The organism is Leisingera sp. ABD4_442 (assembly GCF_056160905.1).
This window is the reverse complement of sequence record NZ_JBSWYB010000030.1, coordinates 20,233-38,503: the sequence shown is the minus strand read 5'-3', so window position 1 is coordinate 38,503 and position 18,271 is coordinate 20,233. Positions and strand designations below refer to the sequence as shown.

General features: G+C 63.8%; 19 protein-coding genes. 8 read left to right on the top strand and 11 right to left on the bottom strand.

Annotated elements, in window-relative coordinates:
- The first annotated feature begins 274 nt into the window (after nucleotides 1-274).
- The 3 genes from ACXAHG_RS18090 to ACXAHG_RS18080 all read left to right on the top strand — a co-directional run bounded on the left by ACXAHG_RS18090 (nucleotide 275) and on the right by ACXAHG_RS18080 (nucleotide 2,803).
- A complete protein-coding gene (locus tag ACXAHG_RS18090; protein WP_475039807.1) occupies nucleotides 275-916 on the top strand; it encodes a LysE family translocator in 642 nt (213 codons plus the stop codon).
- 82 nt (nucleotides 917-998) lie between these two features.
- Nucleotides 999-2,063: a bifunctional transcriptional activator/DNA repair enzyme AdaA gene (locus ACXAHG_RS18085; protein WP_475059532.1), complete on the top strand. Its 1,065-nt coding sequence runs from the start codon at nucleotides 999-1,001 to the stop codon at nucleotides 2,061-2,063.
- Nucleotides 2,060-2,803 carry an isocitrate lyase/PEP mutase family protein gene (locus ACXAHG_RS18080; protein WP_475059530.1) on the top strand — a complete coding sequence of 248 codons (744 nt, stop codon included), beginning with the start codon at nucleotides 2,060-2,062 and terminating at the stop codon, nucleotides 2,801-2,803. The genes ACXAHG_RS18085 and ACXAHG_RS18080 overlap by 4 nt, the downstream gene beginning before the upstream one ends.
- 51 nt (nucleotides 2,804-2,854) lie before the next feature.
- Here ACXAHG_RS18080 and ACXAHG_RS18075 read toward each other — a convergent pair whose 3' ends face one another.
- The 3 genes from ACXAHG_RS18075 to ACXAHG_RS18065 form a co-directional block, all read right to left on the bottom strand.
- A complete protein-coding gene (locus tag ACXAHG_RS18075) occupies nucleotides 2,855-3,232 on the bottom strand; it encodes a hypothetical protein (RefSeq protein WP_475039802.1) in 378 nt (125 codons plus the stop codon).
- An 11-nt stretch (nucleotides 3,233-3,243) separates the two neighbouring features.
- Nucleotides 3,244-4,005 (bottom strand): DUF6478 family protein, encoded by a 762-nt coding sequence (locus ACXAHG_RS18070; RefSeq protein WP_475059527.1) that lies wholly within the window; start codon nucleotides 4,003-4,005, stop codon nucleotides 3,244-3,246.
- Between the two features lie 86 nt (nucleotides 4,006-4,091).
- Complete coding sequence (locus ACXAHG_RS18065; protein WP_475059525.1) at nucleotides 4,092-4,889, bottom strand: hypothetical protein; 798 nt, start codon at nucleotides 4,887-4,889, stop codon at nucleotides 4,092-4,094.
- Nucleotides 4,890-5,069: 180 nt separating this feature from the next.
- Here ACXAHG_RS18065 and ACXAHG_RS18060 point away from each other — a divergent pair, with 180 nt between their 5' ends.
- The 3 genes from ACXAHG_RS18060 (at nucleotide 5,070) to ACXAHG_RS18050 (ending at nucleotide 8,355) form a co-directional block, all read left to right on the top strand.
- Nucleotides 5,070-5,960 (top strand): lysostaphin resistance A-like protein, encoded by an 891-nt coding sequence (locus tag ACXAHG_RS18060; protein ID WP_475059523.1) that lies wholly within the window; start codon nucleotides 5,070-5,072, stop codon nucleotides 5,958-5,960.
- A gap of 63 nt (nucleotides 5,961-6,023) precedes the next feature.
- A complete protein-coding gene (gene accD, locus ACXAHG_RS18055) occupies nucleotides 6,024-6,974 on the top strand; it encodes an acetyl-CoA carboxylase, carboxyltransferase subunit beta (protein WP_475039794.1) in 951 nt (316 codons plus the stop codon).
- A gap of 112 nt (nucleotides 6,975-7,086) precedes the next feature.
- Nucleotides 7,087-8,355 (top strand): bifunctional folylpolyglutamate synthase/dihydrofolate synthase, encoded by a 1,269-nt coding sequence (locus ACXAHG_RS18050; RefSeq protein ID WP_475059521.1) that lies wholly within the window; start codon nucleotides 7,087-7,089, stop codon nucleotides 8,353-8,355.
- A gap of 166 nt (nucleotides 8,356-8,521) precedes the next feature.
- Here ACXAHG_RS18050 and ACXAHG_RS18045 read toward each other — a convergent pair whose 3' ends face one another.
- From ACXAHG_RS18045 to ACXAHG_RS18035, 3 genes are all read right to left on the bottom strand, one after another.
- Complete coding sequence (locus tag ACXAHG_RS18045) at nucleotides 8,522-9,427, bottom strand: bestrophin family protein (RefSeq protein WP_475059519.1); 906 nt, start codon at nucleotides 9,425-9,427, stop codon at nucleotides 8,522-8,524.
- Complete coding sequence (gene zapE / locus ACXAHG_RS18040) at nucleotides 9,424-10,500, bottom strand: cell division protein ZapE (protein WP_475059516.1); 1,077 nt, start codon at nucleotides 10,498-10,500, stop codon at nucleotides 9,424-9,426. The genes ACXAHG_RS18045 and zapE overlap by 4 nt, the downstream gene beginning before the upstream one ends.
- Nucleotides 10,501-10,648: 148 nt before the next feature.
- Nucleotides 10,649-11,212: a carboxymuconolactone decarboxylase family protein gene (locus ACXAHG_RS18035; protein WP_475059514.1), complete on the bottom strand. Its 564-nt coding sequence runs from the start codon at nucleotides 11,210-11,212 to the stop codon at nucleotides 10,649-10,651.
- A 158-nt stretch (nucleotides 11,213-11,370) separates the two neighbouring features.
- Here ACXAHG_RS18035 and ACXAHG_RS18030 point away from each other — a divergent pair, with 158 nt between their 5' ends.
- Both ACXAHG_RS18030 and ACXAHG_RS18025 read left to right on the top strand, forming a co-directional pair.
- Nucleotides 11,371-11,973, top strand: coding sequence for a TetR/AcrR family transcriptional regulator (locus ACXAHG_RS18030; protein ID WP_475059512.1), 603 nt, complete (start codon nucleotides 11,371-11,373; stop codon nucleotides 11,971-11,973).
- 129 nt (nucleotides 11,974-12,102) lie between these two features.
- Nucleotides 12,103-13,350, top strand: coding sequence for an MFS transporter (locus ACXAHG_RS18025; protein WP_475059510.1), 1,248 nt, complete (start codon nucleotides 12,103-12,105; stop codon nucleotides 13,348-13,350).
- A gap of 102 nt (nucleotides 13,351-13,452) precedes the next feature.
- Here ACXAHG_RS18025 and ACXAHG_RS18020 read toward each other — a convergent pair whose 3' ends face one another.
- The 5 genes from ACXAHG_RS18020 to ACXAHG_RS18000 all read right to left on the bottom strand — a co-directional run bounded on the left by ACXAHG_RS18020 (nucleotide 13,453) and on the right by ACXAHG_RS18000 (nucleotide 18,265).
- Nucleotides 13,453-14,382 carry an alpha/beta fold hydrolase gene (locus ACXAHG_RS18020; RefSeq protein ID WP_475039782.1) on the bottom strand — a complete coding sequence of 310 codons (930 nt, stop codon included), beginning with the start codon at nucleotides 14,380-14,382 and terminating at the stop codon, nucleotides 13,453-13,455.
- Nucleotides 14,379-15,296: an ornithine cyclodeaminase family protein gene (locus ACXAHG_RS18015; RefSeq protein WP_475039781.1), complete on the bottom strand. Its 918-nt coding sequence runs from the start codon at nucleotides 15,294-15,296 to the stop codon at nucleotides 14,379-14,381. The genes ACXAHG_RS18020 and ACXAHG_RS18015 overlap by 4 nt, the downstream gene beginning before the upstream one ends.
- Nucleotides 15,297-15,326: 30 nt before the next feature.
- Nucleotides 15,327-15,947 (bottom strand): HAD family hydrolase, encoded by a 621-nt coding sequence (locus ACXAHG_RS18010; RefSeq protein ID WP_475059508.1) that lies wholly within the window; start codon nucleotides 15,945-15,947, stop codon nucleotides 15,327-15,329.
- Between the two features lie 5 nt (nucleotides 15,948-15,952).
- Nucleotides 15,953-16,915 (bottom strand): DMT family transporter, encoded by a 963-nt coding sequence (locus tag ACXAHG_RS18005; protein ID WP_475039777.1) that lies wholly within the window; start codon nucleotides 16,913-16,915, stop codon nucleotides 15,953-15,955.
- A gap of 306 nt (nucleotides 16,916-17,221) precedes the next feature.
- Nucleotides 17,222-18,265 (bottom strand): calcium-binding protein, encoded by a 1,044-nt coding sequence (locus tag ACXAHG_RS18000; protein WP_475059506.1) that lies wholly within the window; start codon nucleotides 18,263-18,265, stop codon nucleotides 17,222-17,224.
- Nucleotides 18,266-18,271: the final 6 nt, after the last annotated feature.

The following is an 18,271-nucleotide window of genomic DNA, read 5'->3' as shown; positions in this document are numbered from 1 at the left end:
CGGACAGGATATCCTGGACGACCCCCTTTTTATCAGGGCCGGTCTCCGGGTGTTACGCAGGCAGCCTCACAGATGCCTGCGCCTCGTATCATGGCCCATGCGCGGGGCCATGGCGGGGAAACGCGATCTTTCGGGAGCATGGCATGGCGCGGTGAGGATTGCGTGAAGGGGGCGTACGGTGGGTACGCAACACCTGGGTGCGCGCCCGCTATCCGCTTGCCCGTGGCGGGCAGGCTGCTAGGGTCGCCGCGATTCGGAATTCAGGATGGCCGCCATGGATCTGCTCGCCCCGCTGATTGCCTATTCCATTGCCTTGTCGCTTGCCGCGGTCATTCCCGGACCGGGCGTGGCGGGGCTGGTCGGGCAATCGCTGGGCAGCGGGCTGAAGGTCTCGCTGGTGTTCCTGGCGGGCATTGCGCTGGGCGATGTGGTCTATCTGACTGTTGCCATCGCCGGGCTGGCCGCGGTTGCGCAGCTGTTCTCCGGCGCGCTGCTGGCGGTCAAGGTGCTGGGCGGGGCCTATCTGGTCTATCTGGCCTATAAGTTCTGGCGCAGCGAGGCGGGGCTGACGGCGGTTGCGGGGGCTGCGCAGCGCAGGTCGGCCAAGACCTTTCTGTCCGGGTTTGCGCTGACGCTGGGCAATCCCAAGACGATCATCTTCTACCTGGCGCTGCTGCCGGCCGTCATCGACCTGGAGGCGGTTGGCCTTGGCCAATGGGCGGCGCTGAGCGTTCTGACGGTGCTGGTGCTGTTTGCAACGCTAAGCCCCTATGCGCTGCTGGCTTCGGGCGCGCGGCAGCTGATGGCGCGGGGGGATGCGCTGCAGACCCTGAACCGTTTTGCAGCCGCGATCATCGGCAGCACCGGCGTCTTTATCCTGGGCCAGGCGGCAACGGCGGTTGCCCGGCGGGCATGAGGCCGGGGCAGATCAACGGGTTTTGAACATCAACGCCCGATCTTCGGCGCATAAGCGGGCCTTGCTGGTCTAAGCTCGCCGTATGATGTTTGACCTGCCTGATTCCCGGACCCTGTACCAAGCGCTGATCACCCGTGATGCGGCTTATGAGGGGCGCGCCTATGTGGGTGTCACCTCCACCGGTATTTTCTGCCGGCTGACCTGCCCGGCGCGCAACCCCAAGTTTGAGAACTGCCGGTTCTTTGCCACGCCGGGCGAGTGTATCGAGGCGGGCTTCCGGGCCTGCAAGCGCTGCAAGCCGCTGGCGGCGGCGGCCGGGGATGATCCGGTGGTGCAGGACCTGCTGGCGCGGCTGGAGGAACGGCCCGCCTACCGTTGGGGGGAGGATGATCTGGTGCGGCTGGGGCTGGAGCCATCGACCGTGCGGCGCGCCTTCAAGCGGCATTTCGGCATGACCTTTCTGGAGATGGCGCGGCAGCGGCGGTTGCGCGAGGGGTTCACCGCCCTAAAGGCCGGAGAGCCGGTGATTGCCGCGCAGATCGATGCCGGGTTTGAAAGCGCCAGCGCCTTCCGCGCGGCTTTTGCCAAGCTGGTGGGGATTGCTCCGGGCGCCTTCCGCAAGGATGCGCTTTTGCTGGCCGATTGGATCGACACGCCGCTGGGCGCGATGATTGCGATCAGCTGTGCCCACCAGCTGCATCTCTTGGAGTTTGCCGACCGCAAGGCGCTGCCGCGGGAGGTGGCCAAGCTGCAAAAGGCACAGCCCGGTGGGCTAGGCTTTGGGCGCCCGGCGCCGACGGAGCAGATCGCCGAAGAGCTGCGCCGGTTCTTTGCGGGCGAGGGCGCGGCGTTCGAGACCCCGCTGGCGCTGCACGGCACCGGGTTCGAGCGCGAGGTCTGGCGTTATCTGCTGACCATTCCGGCGGGGGAGACCCGCAGCTATTCGCAGATCGCGCGCGAGCTGGGACGGGCCTCCGCCACAAGGGCGGTGGCGCGGGCCAATGGCGCCAACCAGCTGGCCCTGGTGGTGCCTTGCCACCGGGTGCTGTCGGCGGATGGATCGCTGACCGGCTATGGCGGCGGCTTGTGGCGCAAGCAGCGGCTAATTGAGATTGAAACAGGCTACAAACAGAGGATTTCTGCATGACATATTCCGACCGCGCCCGCGCCTTTGCGGCGCTGCATCAGCCCGGCAACCCGGTGGTTTTGTATAACATCTGGGATGCGGGCAGCGCCAAGGCAATTGCCGGAGCGGGCGCCCAGGCGCTGGCAACCGGCAGCTATCCGGTGGCGGCGGCGCAGGGGTTTCCAGACGGTGAGCAGATCCCGCTGGAGTTTGTGCTGGGCAATGCCGAACGGATCATCGCGGCCACCGATCTGCCGGTGACGATTGACTTCGAGGGCGGCTATGCGCGCGAACCGGAGCAGCTGAGTGCCAATGTGAAGCGGCTGGCGGAGACCGGCGCGGTGGGGCTGAATTTCGAGGACCAGGTGGTCGGCGGTGAGGGGTTCTACAGCATTGAGGAACAGGCCCGCCGAGTGGCTGCGGTGCGGCGCGCGCATGCGGAGATCTTTGTGAACGCGCGCACCGATCTGTTTTTGAGGGAGAAAGACGCCTCCAAACACGCGGACCTGCTGGCGGAGGCGCTGGAGCGCGGGGCGGCCTATGCAGAGGCCGGGGCCAACGGGTTCTTCATTCCCGGCCTGACCGACCCGGATCTGATCGCCAAGGTCTGCGAGGCCAGTTCGCTGCCGGTCAACACGATGATGCGCGGCATCACGCTGGAGACGGCGCGGCAGGCTGGTGTGGCGCGCTGCAGCTATGGGCCGATCCCGCACGCCAGGCTGATGAAGGTTCTGGCGGAGCATTTCCAGGCGCTGGAATAGGCGGGTAAGAGCGCGGCGCGGGCGGTCAGGTTCTGCCCGCGCTGGCTGCGCTCAGGTCGTTTCCAGGCAGTGGCGGCGGAAGGCGCGTTTGAGCATGTCCAGCTCGGCGCGCAACAGCTCTACCTCGGCGCGCAGGTCATCCGCCACGGCCTCGCCCGCAATCAGGGTGAAATCACCCAGGCGGGTGCTGTCAGCCCCATCAAAAATCACAAAGGTCTGCACCCCGTCGGCCACTGCCTCAGCCGGAACCGGCACTGCAACCGTCCATTCGCCGCCCGCCTGGCCCTCGGTCAGTTTGACATCCTTGACCGGCTGGTCCTGGAACATCACGGTGATTTCCGGCCGGGCGCCGCTGGCAGGCGCATTGCTGATCTGGCCTTCCCAGATGCCGTTGCGGAAGCGGATTTTGGTCAGTGTCAGGTCGCTCATTCCGGGTCTCCTCAGATCGCCGCGCGGCGGTGGCGCGAGAAGGTCAGGTCGCGCAGGATCACCTGGTTCATATCCGGGGCCTCGAAAATCAGATCGAGCCAGATCTTCCCGATCCGCTTCTCGTTCATTTTGGAATAGGCCAGGTCGAACTCCACCACGATGTTCTTTTCCCCCTGCGGCAGCTCGCGCACGATCTGTTCGGTATTGGGGCCGTGCTGGATGTTGAGCCGGGCGAAGATTTCGATCGGTTTTTCCGATTCGATGATGCTGTCGATCCGCAACAGGTGCTGGCGGGTCATCCCCTCTGCGGCCTCTGGCGGCAGGTCGATCACCAGGGACAGGAAGGAGCCGTCGAACTGGAACACATCCATGCGCAGGCCAAAGGGGGCGAGATCCTCTTCGCGGGTGTTCCTGAGCTGGCGCAGGGTCAGTTCGGAATAGGCGCAGTCGTGGAACAGCTGCACCTCATCGCCGAGCCGGGCCTTGGGCGGGACCGAGGAGATGCCGCGTTCCGCCAGCGGGCCGCGCCACATTTCCGGGCGCCAGGACCAATCGGTGCCATGCGGGCGCGGAAAGAAGGAGGAACCGATCTGCGGCAGCGCCAGGCGGCCGTCGGCGGTGTGGATCAGCCGGTCCAGATGGGTGCGCAGCTGGCGGGCCTGGTTGCGCTGGCGGCGCAGCTCGGACAAGGGGGCGCGGGCCGACTCCTCAGCCGCTGCGCGCCAGCGGCGCAGGCTGCGCAGGTGCATCAGCCGGTCCATGATCCTGCCCATCGTGCTCTCTCTTGCCTGTTGTGCCCAGTTGCATGTTGCGCCCCGCCTTTGGCAGCGGGCGCCGGTGCCAGTGTAACCGCTGGCGGCTATTGAAATAAACCGGCAATCCGCTGGCCAAGCCCGCGTTTTTTGCGGGGTGCGGACTGCGGCGCCGGGTCTTGCGGCGCGGCGGCGGCGGAAACCGGCCGGGCCAGCGGCCGCAGCGAGTGTTTTGGCCCCTTGGGCAAGAGCGCGCCTGCCTCTTCCAGATCCGGCAGGGTGGAGGCCTCCAGCGTGCGGTGCGTGGCCTCGTTCAGAAGGGCCGCGCCGTGGCTGCCAAGCGCGCGGCTGTTTTCCGGTGCGTAAAGCGCCAGGGCGATCAGATGCCGGTCCAGCACAAAGGCGCCGCGCCAATGGACCGGGCTGGCACCTTCGGCAACGGCGCCGGGAAGTTCCAGCCGGACCAGCGGCAGCAGCTGGTCTTCGCGGGTTTCCAGCAGCTTGGCGGCGGGGAACATGGCGGCAATATCGGCGGCCTGGGGGGCGGCGGCGTTCAGTTTCGCCGGGCCGATGGAGGCGGTGATAACGGCAGCATTGCGCGCGCCCAGCCAGCCGCTGCGGTCCATCCGCTTGCAGGAGGCGATCAGGGCAAAGCCGCCCGCGCTGTCAGAGGTGCTGCTGCGGCGGTCGAAGCAATAGGTTTCAGGCGCGGCCAGCAGCACATCGCCGCCGGCAAAGGACATCACCTGGCCGCTGAGGCGCGGTGCCGGGCTGGTGCTGCGGGCAGCAAAGGACAGGCCGCCGGGGGCCGGGCTGCATCCTGCCAGGGCGACGGCGGCCAGGGCGGCTGCCGCCAGCGCGGCGCGCCGTCTGGGCGTCTTTTTGCCGCCTGATGGAAAAGGCAAAGGTTTTCCGTTGCTTGATCTGCTCACTGCCGTCCCTGCCGGTGTTGTTTTTTACCAGATCCATACCGCCAGGGGCAGCGTTGCGGCAAGTGTGAAGCGGGGAGGAAGGGGCCTGGGTTGCCATGGCGTTGCAGCAATGCATAACGTGGCGCATCCGCCGCGGCCCGGTCAGGAGGACAAATGCAGCACAGGCACAGCTACAGGGCGCATGAGGCGCTGGTGCGGTTTGCCCGCGCGCAGCCCGCATTGTGGCGGCTGCTGCTGGGTCTTTTGCTGGTGGCCTCGGTCAGCCTTGCGATGACGGCAGCGCTGCAGATGGCTGCGGCGGGGCTGTTTCCCGGCGCCTGGCTGCAGGGGCTGGCCGATGGCAGCAACCCGGGCGCAATGCTGCTGCTCTTGGGCAGTTTCGGATTTCTGACGCTGGGGGTGGCGATGGCGGCGCGGCTGTTCCACCAGCGCGGCTTTGCCACCGTGACCGGGCATCTGAAGCCGCTGGCCTGGCAGTTTGCGCGCGTCAGCCTGTACTTGATGGGGCTGACCCTGCTGATTCTGCTGCTGCCGCCCTACAGCATGGGGCCGCCGATGACCCCGAACCTGCCGTTCTGGACCTGGCTGGGGATCCTGCCGCTGGGCATTGCCGCGGTGCTGGTGCAGACCGGATCGGAGGAGATCCTGTTCCGCGGCTATATCCAGCAGGCGCTGGCGGCGCGGTTCCGCCATCCCGCGGTCTGGCTGCTGGTGCCCTCGGCGCTGTTTGCGCTGGGCCACTACCTGCCGGCCGAAGCCGGGCAGAACGCGCTGCTGATTGCCGCCTGGGCCGGGCTGTTCGGCCTGCTGATGGCGGATCTGACGGCGCGGGCCGGCACTTTGGGGCCGGCCATGGCAGTGCATTTCTTCAACAACGTCACCGCGCTCTTGCTGTTTGCCTCGCCCACCAGCCTGAACGGGCTGGCGCTCTTTCTGATTCCCTTTGATATGGCGGATGTTCAGGCCCTGCGCCCCTGGATGGCGGTCGACTTTGCGCTGATGGGTGTCAGCTGGCTGGCGGCGCGGCTTGCCATACGCCGCTGATTGCAATTGCGGCAAATGCGTCTTATCTGGGGGGCAAACCGCGCCCCCGGAGAGGCAAGCACTATGAACTGGATCACCAACTACGTCCGGCCCAAGATCAACTCGATCTTTTCGCGCCGCGAAGTGCCCGAGAACCTTTGGCAGAAATGCGATGAATGCGGCACCATGCTGTTTCACCGCGAGCTGAGCGACAATCAGAACGTCTGCACCAGCTGCGGCCATCACATGCATATCACCCCGCGCGACCGCTTTACCGCGATGTTTGACGGCGGTGTCTTTACTGAGGTCGCAGTGCCGGAGCCGCTGGCCGATCCTTTGAAGTTCAAGGATCAGAAGAAATACCCCGACCGGGTGAAGGCCGCGCAGAAGAAGACCGGCGAGAAAGACGCGATGCTGGTGGCCGCGGGCGAAATCGGCCGCACGCCGATCATCGCTGCCGCGCAGGACTTCTCCTATATGGGCGGCTCCATGGGCATGTATGTGGGCAATGCCATCATCGCCGCGGCGGAGGAAGCGGTGAAGCTGGGCCGCCCGCTGGTCCTGTTCTCGGCCGCCGGCGGCGCCCGGATGCAGGAAGGCATCCTGTCGCTGATGCAAATGCCGCGCACCACCGTTGCGGTGGAGATGCTGAAAGAGGCAGGCCTGCCCTATATCGTGGTGCTGACCCATCCGACCACCGGCGGGGTGACGGCCTCCTACGCGATGCTGGGCGATGTGCATATCGCTGAACCCAACGCGCTGATCTGCTTTGCCGGGCCGCGGGTGATTGAACAGACCATTCGCGAGAAGCTGCCGGAGGGCTTTCAGCGCGCCGAGTACCTGCTGGATCATGGCATGCTGGACCGGGTGACCCCGCGTACCGAGATGCGCCAAGAGCTGATCACCATCATCCGGATGCTGATGGGGCTGCCGCCGCAGGTGACGGGCGATTTGCCCGCACCGGAAGAGGAAGCGGCCGCCAAAGCCGCAAACGCGCCGGCGGATGGCGCAGTCAGCGAAGAAGCTGCCGAGTAATCCGGTTTAGATAGATACGCCTGGCCGAGAAGGCCGGTCAGCGCCCGTCCCTCCCAGGGCGGGCGCTGTTCTTTGCCACCTAAGACACTCTGACCTGACAGGACCCAGGCTGATGACCCAAACCTCCGACGCGATCCTCGCCCGCATGATGGCGCTGCACCCCAAGATCATCGACCTGACCCTGGACCGGGTCTGGCGGCTGCTGGCGGCCCTGGACAATCCGCAGGACAAGCTGCCGCCGGTGATCCATCTGGCAGGTACCAATGGCAAGGGCTCAACCCAGGCAATGATCCGCGCAGGGCTGGAGGGCATGGGCAAAAGCGTGCACGCCTATACCTCGCCGCATCTGGCGCGGTTTCATGAGCGTATCCGGCTGGCAGGGGAGCTGATCTCGGAGCCGCATCTGACAGAGGTTCTGGACGAGTGCTATGCCAAGAACGGCGGTGAGAACATCACCTATTTCGAGATCACCACGGTAGCCGGCCTCTTGGCGTTTTCGCGCACGCCTGCGGATTACACCCTGCTGGAGGTCGGCCTGGGCGGGCGGCTTGACGCGACCAACGTGATCACGCCCGAGGTGTCGGTGATCACCCCTATTTCGATCGACCATGAGCAGTTCCTGGGCAACACGCTGTCCAAGATCGCAGGCGAGAAGGCGGGCATCATCAAACGCGGCGTGCCGGTTGTGGTTGGCCCGCAGCCTGACGAGGCGATGGAAGTGATCGAGGCCACCGCCGCCCGCCTTGGCGCGCCGCTGATTGCCTATGGCCAGCACTGGCATGTTTGGGAAGAACGCGGCCGGCTGGTGTTCCAGGACGAGAACGGCTTGCTGGACCTGCCGCTGCCCGCATTGCTGGGCGCGCATCAGATCCAGAACGCCGGTGCGGCGCTGGCGGCGCTGCGCCATCTGGGTGCCGATGAGGCGGCCTGCGAGGCGGCGATGGCAAACGCCGAATGGCCCGCGCGGATGCAGAAGCTGAAGACCGGCCCGCTGATTGAGGCCGCGCCGCAAGCTGAGCTGTGGCTGGACGGCGGCCACAACGCCGCGGCGGGCATCGCGCTGGCCGACGTGCTGGCAAAACTGCCCGAGCGCCCCACCCATCTGATTTGCGGTATGCTGAACACCAAGGACGTGAGCGGATACATGGCACCCTTGGCGCCGCAGGTGGCGAGCCTGACCGCGATTTCGATTCCGGACGAGATCAACACGCTGAGCGCCGAAGAGACCGAGGCCGCGGCCAAGTCCGTGGGCATCGCGGCCGGCACGGCGGAGAGCACGATGGCGGCGCTGCAGGCAATTGTGGCCAAGGACCCGCAGGCCCGCGTGCTGATCTGCGGCTCGCTTTATCTGGCGGGCTATATCCTGCGCGAAAACGGTTGAGGCTTACGGCTGCGGCGGGGGAAGCGCTCCCGCCCGGCTTCGACCTGCCGGTCTCACCCAGCCCGGCGCCGGTGGCGCGGCGCGGCTGTTCCTCATCTTTCCGCAAGTACTCCGGGGGTGAGGCCGTGAGGCCGAGGGGGCAGAGCCCCCCTTTTTCCTTCCGCTCCTAGTCCAGTACGTAATCCACCGGCTCCAGCCTGGGCGGTGCCTCGCGCCCCAGCGCGTTGCAGACCGAGATTTCCATCACCCGGCACAGGGCGCTGAGCGGCACCGAGTTGGCCTGTTTGCGGAACGGGTGCTCCAGCTCATGCGTGACCTCAGCCAGGCCGAAGAACACATAGGCCACCACCGCCGCGACCAGCGGCTCGAACCAGCCGGCGCTGTCCAGGAGCGCAAAGGGCAAGAGCAGGCAGTAGAGATAGGTCGTGCGCCAGACCAGCAGCGAATAGACGAAGGGCAAGGGCGTGGTCAGCAGCCGCTCGTTCCCGGCCTGGGCTGCGGGGAAGGCGGCCAGCCGTTCGGCCAGGGCGCGCTGGCCGAAGCCGTCGATGCGGCCGTCCTCCGCCATCTCGCGCAGGCGGGTAGCGATGTCCCGCAGAGCGGCGTTGGGGCTGTTCTCCGCCTGCATCAGCTGCTCTGCGGCCTCCGGCCCGACCCAGTGCTCCACCGTCTCCCGTACCTCGTCACCGCGCAGCTGGGCGCGGTGCAGGTGGTGGAAGGCGAGGATGCGGGTCAGGATGAAGTCCTCGTCGGGGCCTTTGCCCGCGAAGATCCTGAGTTCCTGCGCCAGGCTGCGCACATCCGAGACCATGCGTCCCCAGATCCGCCGCGCCTCCCACCAGCGGTCATAGGCGGCGTTGTTGCGGAAGCTGAGGAACAGCGACAGCGACAGGCCGAAGACCCCCATCGCGGCGATGGAAATCTGCGGCATTGCAAGAACATAGCGGTCCAGTACCAGCACCAGAAGCGCCCAGAGCGCGGCGCCGATGATGTTGGGCAGAATGCGCGGCACCACCGACCCGTGCAGTATCAGGAAGATCTCCCGCCGCCGGGGCGTATCGCGGACGATCATGGGGTGTCGCTGCCCCAGTCCTTGTCCTGCATCTCGCGCAGGCGGGAGGCAGTGCGTTCAAACTCAAACGTGCCCTCGCCCTCCACATACAGCATTTCGGGCTGCGCCGCGGCGGAGCAGATCAGCCGGACCCTGGCCTCGTACAAAGCGTCTATCAGGGTGACAAACCGCTTGGCCTCGTTGAAGTTGTTGCGGGAAAGGCGCGGGATGTCTTCGAGCACCAGCACTTTCACCTCAGCGGCGATGGCGAGGTAGTCGCCCGGTCCCAGCATCTTGCCGCACAGGTCATAGAAGGTGGCGCGCGCCACGCCGTTGCGGAAGGCAGGCAAGGTGACCTCGCGGCCCTTCACCTCCAGCGTCAGAGGCTGCGCGGCGCCGCCGCCCGACAGATCCTGCCAGATCGCGCGGATCTGCGCCCGGGCCTCGCCGTCCACCGGGGCGAAATAGACCTGTGCGCCGGTCAGCCGGTCCTGCCGGTAGTCGGTGGCGCTGACCATTTCATGCACCGCCATATGCTCCTTGATCAGACCGATGAAGGGCAGGAACAGCTGGCGGTTGAGGCCGTTTTTGTACAGATCGTCCGGCACCCGGTTGGAAGTGGTGATCACGGTGACACCGGCGGCAAACAGCGCCTCGAACAAACGTCCGACGATCATCGCATCGGTGATGTCGGTGATCTGCATCTCGTCAAAGGCCAGAAGCCGCACGGACTCCGCCACCTCGGCGGCCACCGGGGCCAGCGCGTCCTCGACACCGTCCTGGCGGGCCTGATGCATCCTGGTGTGGATTTCCTGCATGAAGGCGTGGAAATGCACCCGTCGCGAGGGGATATCGCCGAGGCTGTCGACAAACAGGTCCATCAGCATCGACTTGCCGCGCCCGACCCCGCCCCAGAGGTAGAGCCCCTGGACCTGCTCAAACTCCGCCCGCCGGAAGAACCCGCGCTTCACCGGCGGCGCCTTGAGGCCTTCGGCAATGCGGTCGAAATGAGGAAGGACGGCTTCCTGGGCCGGGTCGGGCTTCAATTCGCCCGCGTCGATCTTTTGCCGGTACAGCGTGCTCAAATGGGTCATGGCAAAGGGATAGCGCGGGGCGCGGGGGATGGGAAGCTAAGGCGGTGAATAATGCCGTGGCAGGCCGGGCAGCAGTGGCCCGGCCTGTTGCATTCGCATTGCTTCAGAGATTGGCGGTGCTGGCAGAAAACCGGAACCGCTGCACTTGTTATTCGGCCGCCTGGGCGGGGTGCCATTCAAAGGGCTGGAACATCTTGTCCACCGGAGTGTGAGCCAGGTGGTTGGTGTAGTTCGACATCACTTTCTGGGCATATCCCAGAATGACTCCCAGCATGTTGCGGGTGCTGAAACCGGCCGCGAGAAAGGCTTGCATGTCCTGTTCAGAAACATGGCCGCGGTCCCGCACCAGTGTCAGGGTAAAGTCGCGCAGGGCCTCAAGGCGGGCGTTGGGCAGCGGTGTCTGGTCGCGCAGGGCGTTGCTGATGGCATCATCGACTTTCATGCTTTTGGCGATGGCAGTGTGGGCCGGCACACAGTAGCCGCAGCCGTTTTCAACGTTGATTGCCTGCCAGACAACGGTGAGCTCCTCGGCGGTGAAGCCTGAGTCCACGAATTGCGCATGCACGGCATGGTAGGATTTCAGAAGTTCCGGGGCTTCGGCCATGACGGCATAAAGGCCGGGAATGGCGCCATAGGCCTTCTTGGCGTTTTCCAGAAGTTCCCGGCTGGCTTCGGGGGCGGTGGTTTCGTCGTGCATTGTGAAAGTGGTCATCTTGGATCCCGTGGTTGGCAAAGTTGCGTCTTGTCCGGGCAATATGGGAAATTTGAGTGACTGCTCAATAAGGGAATTTGAGTGATCACTCAAATGTGGCATGCAGGGGTTTCATTAGCGGCAAGACAAAGCGGGAAATCTGGCGTATTCATCGGGTCATGCCACGCGCGCAGCCATATGACCGTGATGCCGCATTGGACGCGGCGCTGATCCTCTTCTGGCGAAAAGGGTATTACGCGACGTCGTTGAAAGACATCGAAGCAGCGTTGAATATGAAGCCGGGGAGCATCTATGCAGCCTTTAACAGCAAGGAAACGCTGTTTGGCCTGACACTGGAGCGGTATTTTGGCAAACAGCGCGCGGAGTTTGTCTCCACGCTGAAAGCGGCGGACTCACCGCTGCAGGGGCTGGCGGAATATCTGCGCCGCTTTGCCCGGCTGCCGCTGGATGATCCGCAGCGCAGCAGCTGCATGCTGGTCAAGACGCTTCTTGGCGCAACCGAGCAGGATGCCAGGCTGGGGGAGCTTGCAGGGCAGTACATCGATCAGATGATTGCCGAAATGACTGCAGCGTTTGAGCAGGCAAAGCAGATTGGAGAGTTGCCCGGGGATGCGGACGCCGCTCATTTGGCGCGCCGGTACCAGGCTGATCTGACTGCCTTGGGGTTTGAGGCCTCCCGGCGGATCAGCCGCGAGGAACTGGCGGTTTCAGCCGAGGAGCTGGCGCAGAGAATTGAGGCCATGCGCGTGAAGCAGGCCTAGGTTTCCCGGGATCTTGCGGACCGGCCGCGGTGTCTCGCATCAAATTTTCTTAATGATGCGCGCAAAAATCCTGATTTGACCGGGCGGTAGATTTCCCTGACAGTTCCGCAGCTTGTCAGGAGAGAGCTCATGGACCGTTCCGCGCCGCTGTTTACCCCCGTTCTGATCGTCGGCTGCATCATCATCATGGTGAGCTTTGCGGTGCGGGCCTCCTTCGGGGTCTTTCAGATCCCGATTGCCGAGGAGTTCGGCTGGCTGCGGTCGGAATTCTCGCTGGCGATTGCGATCCAGAACCTGGCCTGGGGCATCGGCCAGCCGATCTTTGGCGCCATTGCCGAGAAGATCGGCGACCGTAAGGCGATCATCATGGGGGCCATCGTCTATGCCGCCGGTCTGGTGCTGAGCGCATGGTCGACGACGCCGTTTGAGATGCAATCCTATGAATGGCTGGTGGGCTTTGGCATTGCCGGCACCGGGTTCGGCGTGGTGCTGGCGGTGGTCGGGCGGGCAAGCTCGGACGAGAACCGTTCGATGTCGCTGGCGATTGTCACCGCGGCTGGCTCTGCCGGGCAGATCTTTGGCGCACCCACGGCGGAGTGGCTGCTGGGCTTTCTGCCCTGGCAGACGATTTTCCTGCTGTTTGCCGGCGTGGTGCTGGCACTGATTGCGCTGCTGCCCTTGATGCGCGCGCCGGAGGCAGCCTCCAAGGCGGAGCTGGAAGAGAGCATGGGCGCGATCCTGGTGAAAGCGTTCAAGGATCCGTCTTACACGCTGATCTTCCTGGGCTTTTTCAGCTGCGGCTATCAGCTGGCCTTTGTCACCGCGCATTTCCCGGCCTTTGTGACTGAGATGTGCGGGCCGATCCTGCCGGGGGGCGCGCTGCATTCGATCGGCATCACCACCACCTCGGCGCTGGGGGCGGCAGCGATTTCGCTAATCGGGGCGGCCAATGTGGGCGGCACGTTGCTGGCGGGTTATCTGGGCAAGCGGTATTCCAAGAAATACCTGCTGGCGGCGATTTACACCGGGCGGACGATTGCGGCGGCGGCGTTCATCATGTTCCCGATCACGCCGCTGAGCGTCATCATTTTCTCGGTGGCCATGGGGTCCCTGTGGCTGGCAACGGTGCCGCTGACCTCTGGCCTGGTCGCGCATATCTACGGCCTTCGCTACATGGGCACGCTTTACGGCATCGTGTTCTTCAGCCACCAGCTGGGCAGTTTCCTGGGCGTGTGGCTGGGCGGGCGGATGTATGATGCCTATGGCGACTACACCCTGGTCTGGTGGATCGGCGTCGGTGTCGGGGCGTTCAGCGCGATTGTGCATTTGCCGGTGAAGGAGCGGCCGCTGGGACCGGCGGCAGCTGCGGCGGCGTAACACAGATGGCCGCGTTGTTGACGGGTGGCGGAACCGGGGCGCTGCCCCGGACCCCGGAGTATTTTCGGAAAGATGAAGCCCGATAGCGCCCGGCCGCGGCCGTCACATCAGCCCGCGGCGGTGGTTTGCCGCAATAATCTCCAGAACCTGTTCCGTGTGGGTATAGGGAAGGCCGTGGCCGGCGCCTGCGATCTCCTCCTGCCGGACGGAGCGGGCGCGCTCAGTCAGGCGGCCGGCTGATGTGGGCGGGATCACCGCGTCGTCCTGGCCCCAGATCGCCAGCGCAGGCACGCCTTTTTGGTGCAGGCTGCGCAGGTCTTCGGTGAAATCCCCGTTCAGAATGCCGCGCAGCGAGGCGAGCACGGCAGGGATAAAACCCTGAAAGCGGAGTTCCTGCTGCTGCAGGCCGGTGATGCCTGGGACCGAAGAGGGCAGGCTGCGTTCAGCCTCTGTGCTGCGGATGTGCAGGGATGGGTAGATCGCGTGCATCAGCCAGTCGCCGATCAGCGGCACGTGGCGGATGATCTGTGTCAGCCGTCCAGGGCTGGGGCTGAAGCCGGCCGGCGCCAGCAGGATCAGCTCGCGCAGGCGGCCGGGCTGGGCGGCGGCAAAGGCGGTGGCGATGGCGCCGCCCATGGAATAGCCGATCAGCGTGAAATCCTCGCCGATGTCCTGCTCTGCCAGCAGCTCCTCCAGCTGGGTCAGAAAGAAGGCGCGGTCCTGCGCCCCTGCCGGGCGGTCCGAGTAGCCGCGCCCGTAAAGGTCGTAGGTCAGCACCCGGTAGCCCATGGCGCCCAGCCCCTTGGCGATGCCGGTCCAGACAAAGGAGGGCGTGGTGAGGCCGTGCACGCAGACCGCCACGGGGCCGCGCAGGGGGCCGGTCCAGCGGTAGTGGGTCAGCCCGCCGGAGAGTTGCGCAAATTCTCCTGGCGCGTCCCGGCGGGCCTGGGCATTCATCACATTGCGCAGGCGCTCGCGCAGGAAGGGGGCGAGGGCGATGGCGAGGGCAGCAAGGAGCAGCAGCCAGATCATGTGCGGGCCTTCCATTTCTGCAGGATGTGGTGGCTGGTCATCAGGTCGAGATGAGCGCCGCCGCCGTTTTTGAACAGGGTGATCTGATCAGGGTCATAGGCTGGGAATTGGCTGAGGCGGTAGAAATCCGCTAGCACATCGCTGCGCTGGATGGTGCCCGCGGCGAGCGGGATCTTGAATTCGCCGATGTGGTCCAGGGTGGTATCGAAACTGTCGCTGTAGATCTGCGCGCGCCTGAGGGCCTCGTCGTCGGCCTCGCGCATGTCGGGGCGGTAGGCGCCGATCAGGTTGAGGTGCTGGCCGGGGCGCAGCCATGCACCCTGGATCACCGGGTTGGAGGACATGGTGCAGGTGATGATGATATCGGCGGTGCGCACCGCCGGTTCCAGATCCGGCGCGTGCAGGGTGCCGGGGTACTGGGTGCAGAGCTCCTCGGCCTTGGATCCGGTGCGGTTCCAGACCCGGATCTGCGCCTGCGGGAAACCGGCGCCGAAGGCCTCGATCAGGGATGCGCCGACGGTGCCTGCGCCAACGATCAGCACTTCTTGCGCTTGCGGATTGGCAAGCCGCAGCGCGCCCAGCAGGCTGTCGCCAGCGGTTTTCCACTTGGTCACCAGGTGGAAATCGACTAGCGCCTCAAGCGTGCCGTCCGCGTCGGAGTAGAGGCAGACGGAGCCGTTGATCATCGGTTTGCAGGCCTCCGGGTTGCGCGGGAAGACATTGGCGGTTTTCACCGCCAGGCCCATGCCGTCGATCCAGGCGGAGCGGCTCAGGAGCGTGTCGGACCCGCGGTAGAGGAAGGTGTCGCCGATCTCTGCCTTGGGCAGATCGTGGCTGGCGGCCAGCGCCTCTGTGAAGCTGACCCAATCGAGCAGCGCCTCACCCTCTTCAAAGCCTATGAACGGGATGGTCATGGGGGCGTTGTCCTCCTGTTGCGGGCCGTCTCAGGCGGCTTCCTGGTGTGTCAGCAGCCCCTCCTGCACCAGCCGTTCCGCGAAAGGCGCGGGGGCGGTGAACAGATGGGTCTGCCAGCCGCGCGCACCGGCGGCTTCGATGTTTTCGGGGCGGTCGTCGGTGAACAGCAGATGTTGCGGCGCCACCCCGGTTTCACGTTCGAGAATGGCATAGATTTCCGGTTCCGGCTTGATGCGTTTAAGATGCGCGGAGACAAATGTGCGGTCAAAGCTGCGTAAGGCGGGGTAGGCGGCGCAGGCGGTTTCGAACGTCTCGGCGCCGAAGTTGCTGAGGGCGAAAACGGGCGTGCCCTTGGCCTGCAACGCCTGCATCAGGCGGACGGAATGCGGGATTTCGCGCGGGACCATCTGCAGCCAGCAATCATGCCACCAGCGGATTTCCTCAGCCCATTCAGGGTGCTGGTCCGCCAGGGCATAGACACTGCCGCGGAAGGGGTGGCCGCGGTCGATGTTCAGGTTCATTTCCTCCAGCGGCACCTGTTCGAACAGCTGGCGGCGGCGTTGTTCGCCGATGCGGCTGTCGTAGAAGCGGTCCGGCTCCCATTCGATCAGCACACGGCCAATGTCGAAGACGACGGCGTCAATGGGCATGGGGGTTATCCTTCTGTTCGCGGGCGGGGCCGCGGGGCGGGGCGGTTACGGCGGGTTTCGCGCCAGACAGAGACCAGGCCGGAAGCAATGATCAGGGCGCTGCCGAGCCACACCTGCAGGTCCGGCCATTCGTTGAAGATCAGCACGCCCCAGAGGACCGACATCGGCATGGCGATATATTCAAAGGGGGCTGCCAGCGCGGCCTCGTTCATGCGGTAGGCCTGGCTGACCAGATAGCCGCCGGCGGAGCCTGCGATGCCGACGCCGATCAGGTAGGGCCAGTCCTGGGGCGCGGGCCAGATCCAAGCACGCAGGATGAAATCGAAGGCCGGGCTGTCGCCGGTGGCAAACCGCCCGTCGCCAAAGATCAGCCCGGCCAGGGCGCTGAGCACCAGAAAGCCCAGCATCGGGTAAAAGGCGAGGGTTGCCCCGGCCTCTGTCCCGCCTGCGCGGCGGGTCAGCACATGCAATGTGGCATAGCCGCAGGCGCCAAGGAGCGGCAGGATCGCGGCAGGCTGAAACGTGCCGGCGCCGGGGCGCATGATGATCAGCACGCCGAGGAACCCGGCCACCACCGCGCCCCAGCGCCAGGGGCCGGGACGTTCGCCCAGGAACAGCGCTGACAGGGTGGTGACGATGAGGGGTGTGGCAAAGGCGATTGCAACCGCCTCGGCCAGCGGCAGCAGGGTGAGGCCGGTGAAAAAGCAGATGTTGGCAAAGAACACCACCAGACAGCGCAGCAGGTGCAGTTTCGGCTGATGGGTGCGCAGCAGGTGATAGCCGCCCTCCAGCGGCATGATGATGGTGAGCATCACCGCCACTGCGATGACGGAGCGGAACAGCACCATTTCATAAAGCGGGTAGTCGCCCGACAGGAGCTTGAAGATCATGTCGATGACGGAGAAGGCAATGCCTGCCCCGGCGGCTGCGAACAGGCCGGGGACGCTGACCTTCATCTCTGCGCTCATGCCGTTGCCCTCCCGTCTCCTGCCCTTGATCAGTGGCGGATTTGATCTGGCCGGGCAATGGGCGGTGCCGGAAAAAGGCAATTTTTCCGGGCAGAATTCTTGGGAAAGGGCTGGGTTGCAGAAAACGGTAGAGCGGTACGCGACGTATGCGGAATGCTTCTGGAATAGGAGTTCAAGCGTTGGCCATAGTCACCACGCTTCGCTAAGGGAGGCTGCACGCCATTCCGCTCTTGATAAGCGCTATGGATTATGTCGATTTGCGACGATCAATTAAGTTTGAAATTAGGTGTGCAGCAAGCTCGTTAGTTAGAACAAGAAATTGTCTGAGCTTTGCAACTCCGAAATTGAGTTGTCCTCTAGCAGGATTGTGACGTTCGAAAAGGATATGAGGACGTCGCTTCCGCTCTGATTGAATTCCAGGTCAGAGATGGACTTTGCGCCCTTTCCAATTGCTATTTTATCTGCTCCTGATGAGAAGTCTTTAATTGTGTCGTTCCCATCCCCCTTTTTGAATACAAACAAGTCGGATTGTTTTCCTCCTGTTAATACGTCGTCTCCCTTTTGTCCAAAAATCTTGTCATTTCCGCTGCCACCAAAAATCTTATCATCGTCGAGGCCGCCATACAGTTTGTCACTACCATGTCCACCTTTTAAGGTGTCGTGCCCGTGCTCCCCGCGTATAGTATCTCGTCCTGATTTCCCTATTATGCGATCTTCTCCGTCACCACCAAGCATTATATCGTGACGTGTGATATTCGCTCTTTGATTTCCTACAAGGAAATTGTCCCCAAAGCTTCCCGTTGCCAGAGCCGCACGCCGATCATCAAACTCGATTATTTCAATCGAGTTGAGCTCGTCAGTTCCGTCTGCAGATATTATTGTGGGAGTGTCAATGTTTAGAAAAAACTTTGATTTCTTTATGGTGTCGTCAATAATTAAGGTGTCTAGACCTTGATCGCCGTTAACTGTATCATTCCCGGGCCCGGTGTTGATTGTATCATTCCCCTTGTTCAAATTCCATTGGAAGGAGGCAGGGGAATTTGAGGTGATTTGATCGTGCGAGTTGAAAATCACATCGAATACATTGTTCGACTCGTAGTCATTGTATGAAATGTCCAGTTGAGACAGATCTGCGCTGAACGAGTTTTCCTGGGAAAGAGTGATTCTTGTTAGCTGCCATTCGCTTGTGTCTAAGCTGGACAGGTCTCCGTAGAGCGAAAACTCGTTCCCGTCCGTATCTGTTATGACTAATTGTGAATGGCTGTAGGAGGTTATTTGCCCAGTAAACCAATTGCCTTCAAAAAAGTCTCGTTTTGTTCCGTTTGGGTCTGAAATTTTTACAATAGCCATATCTAA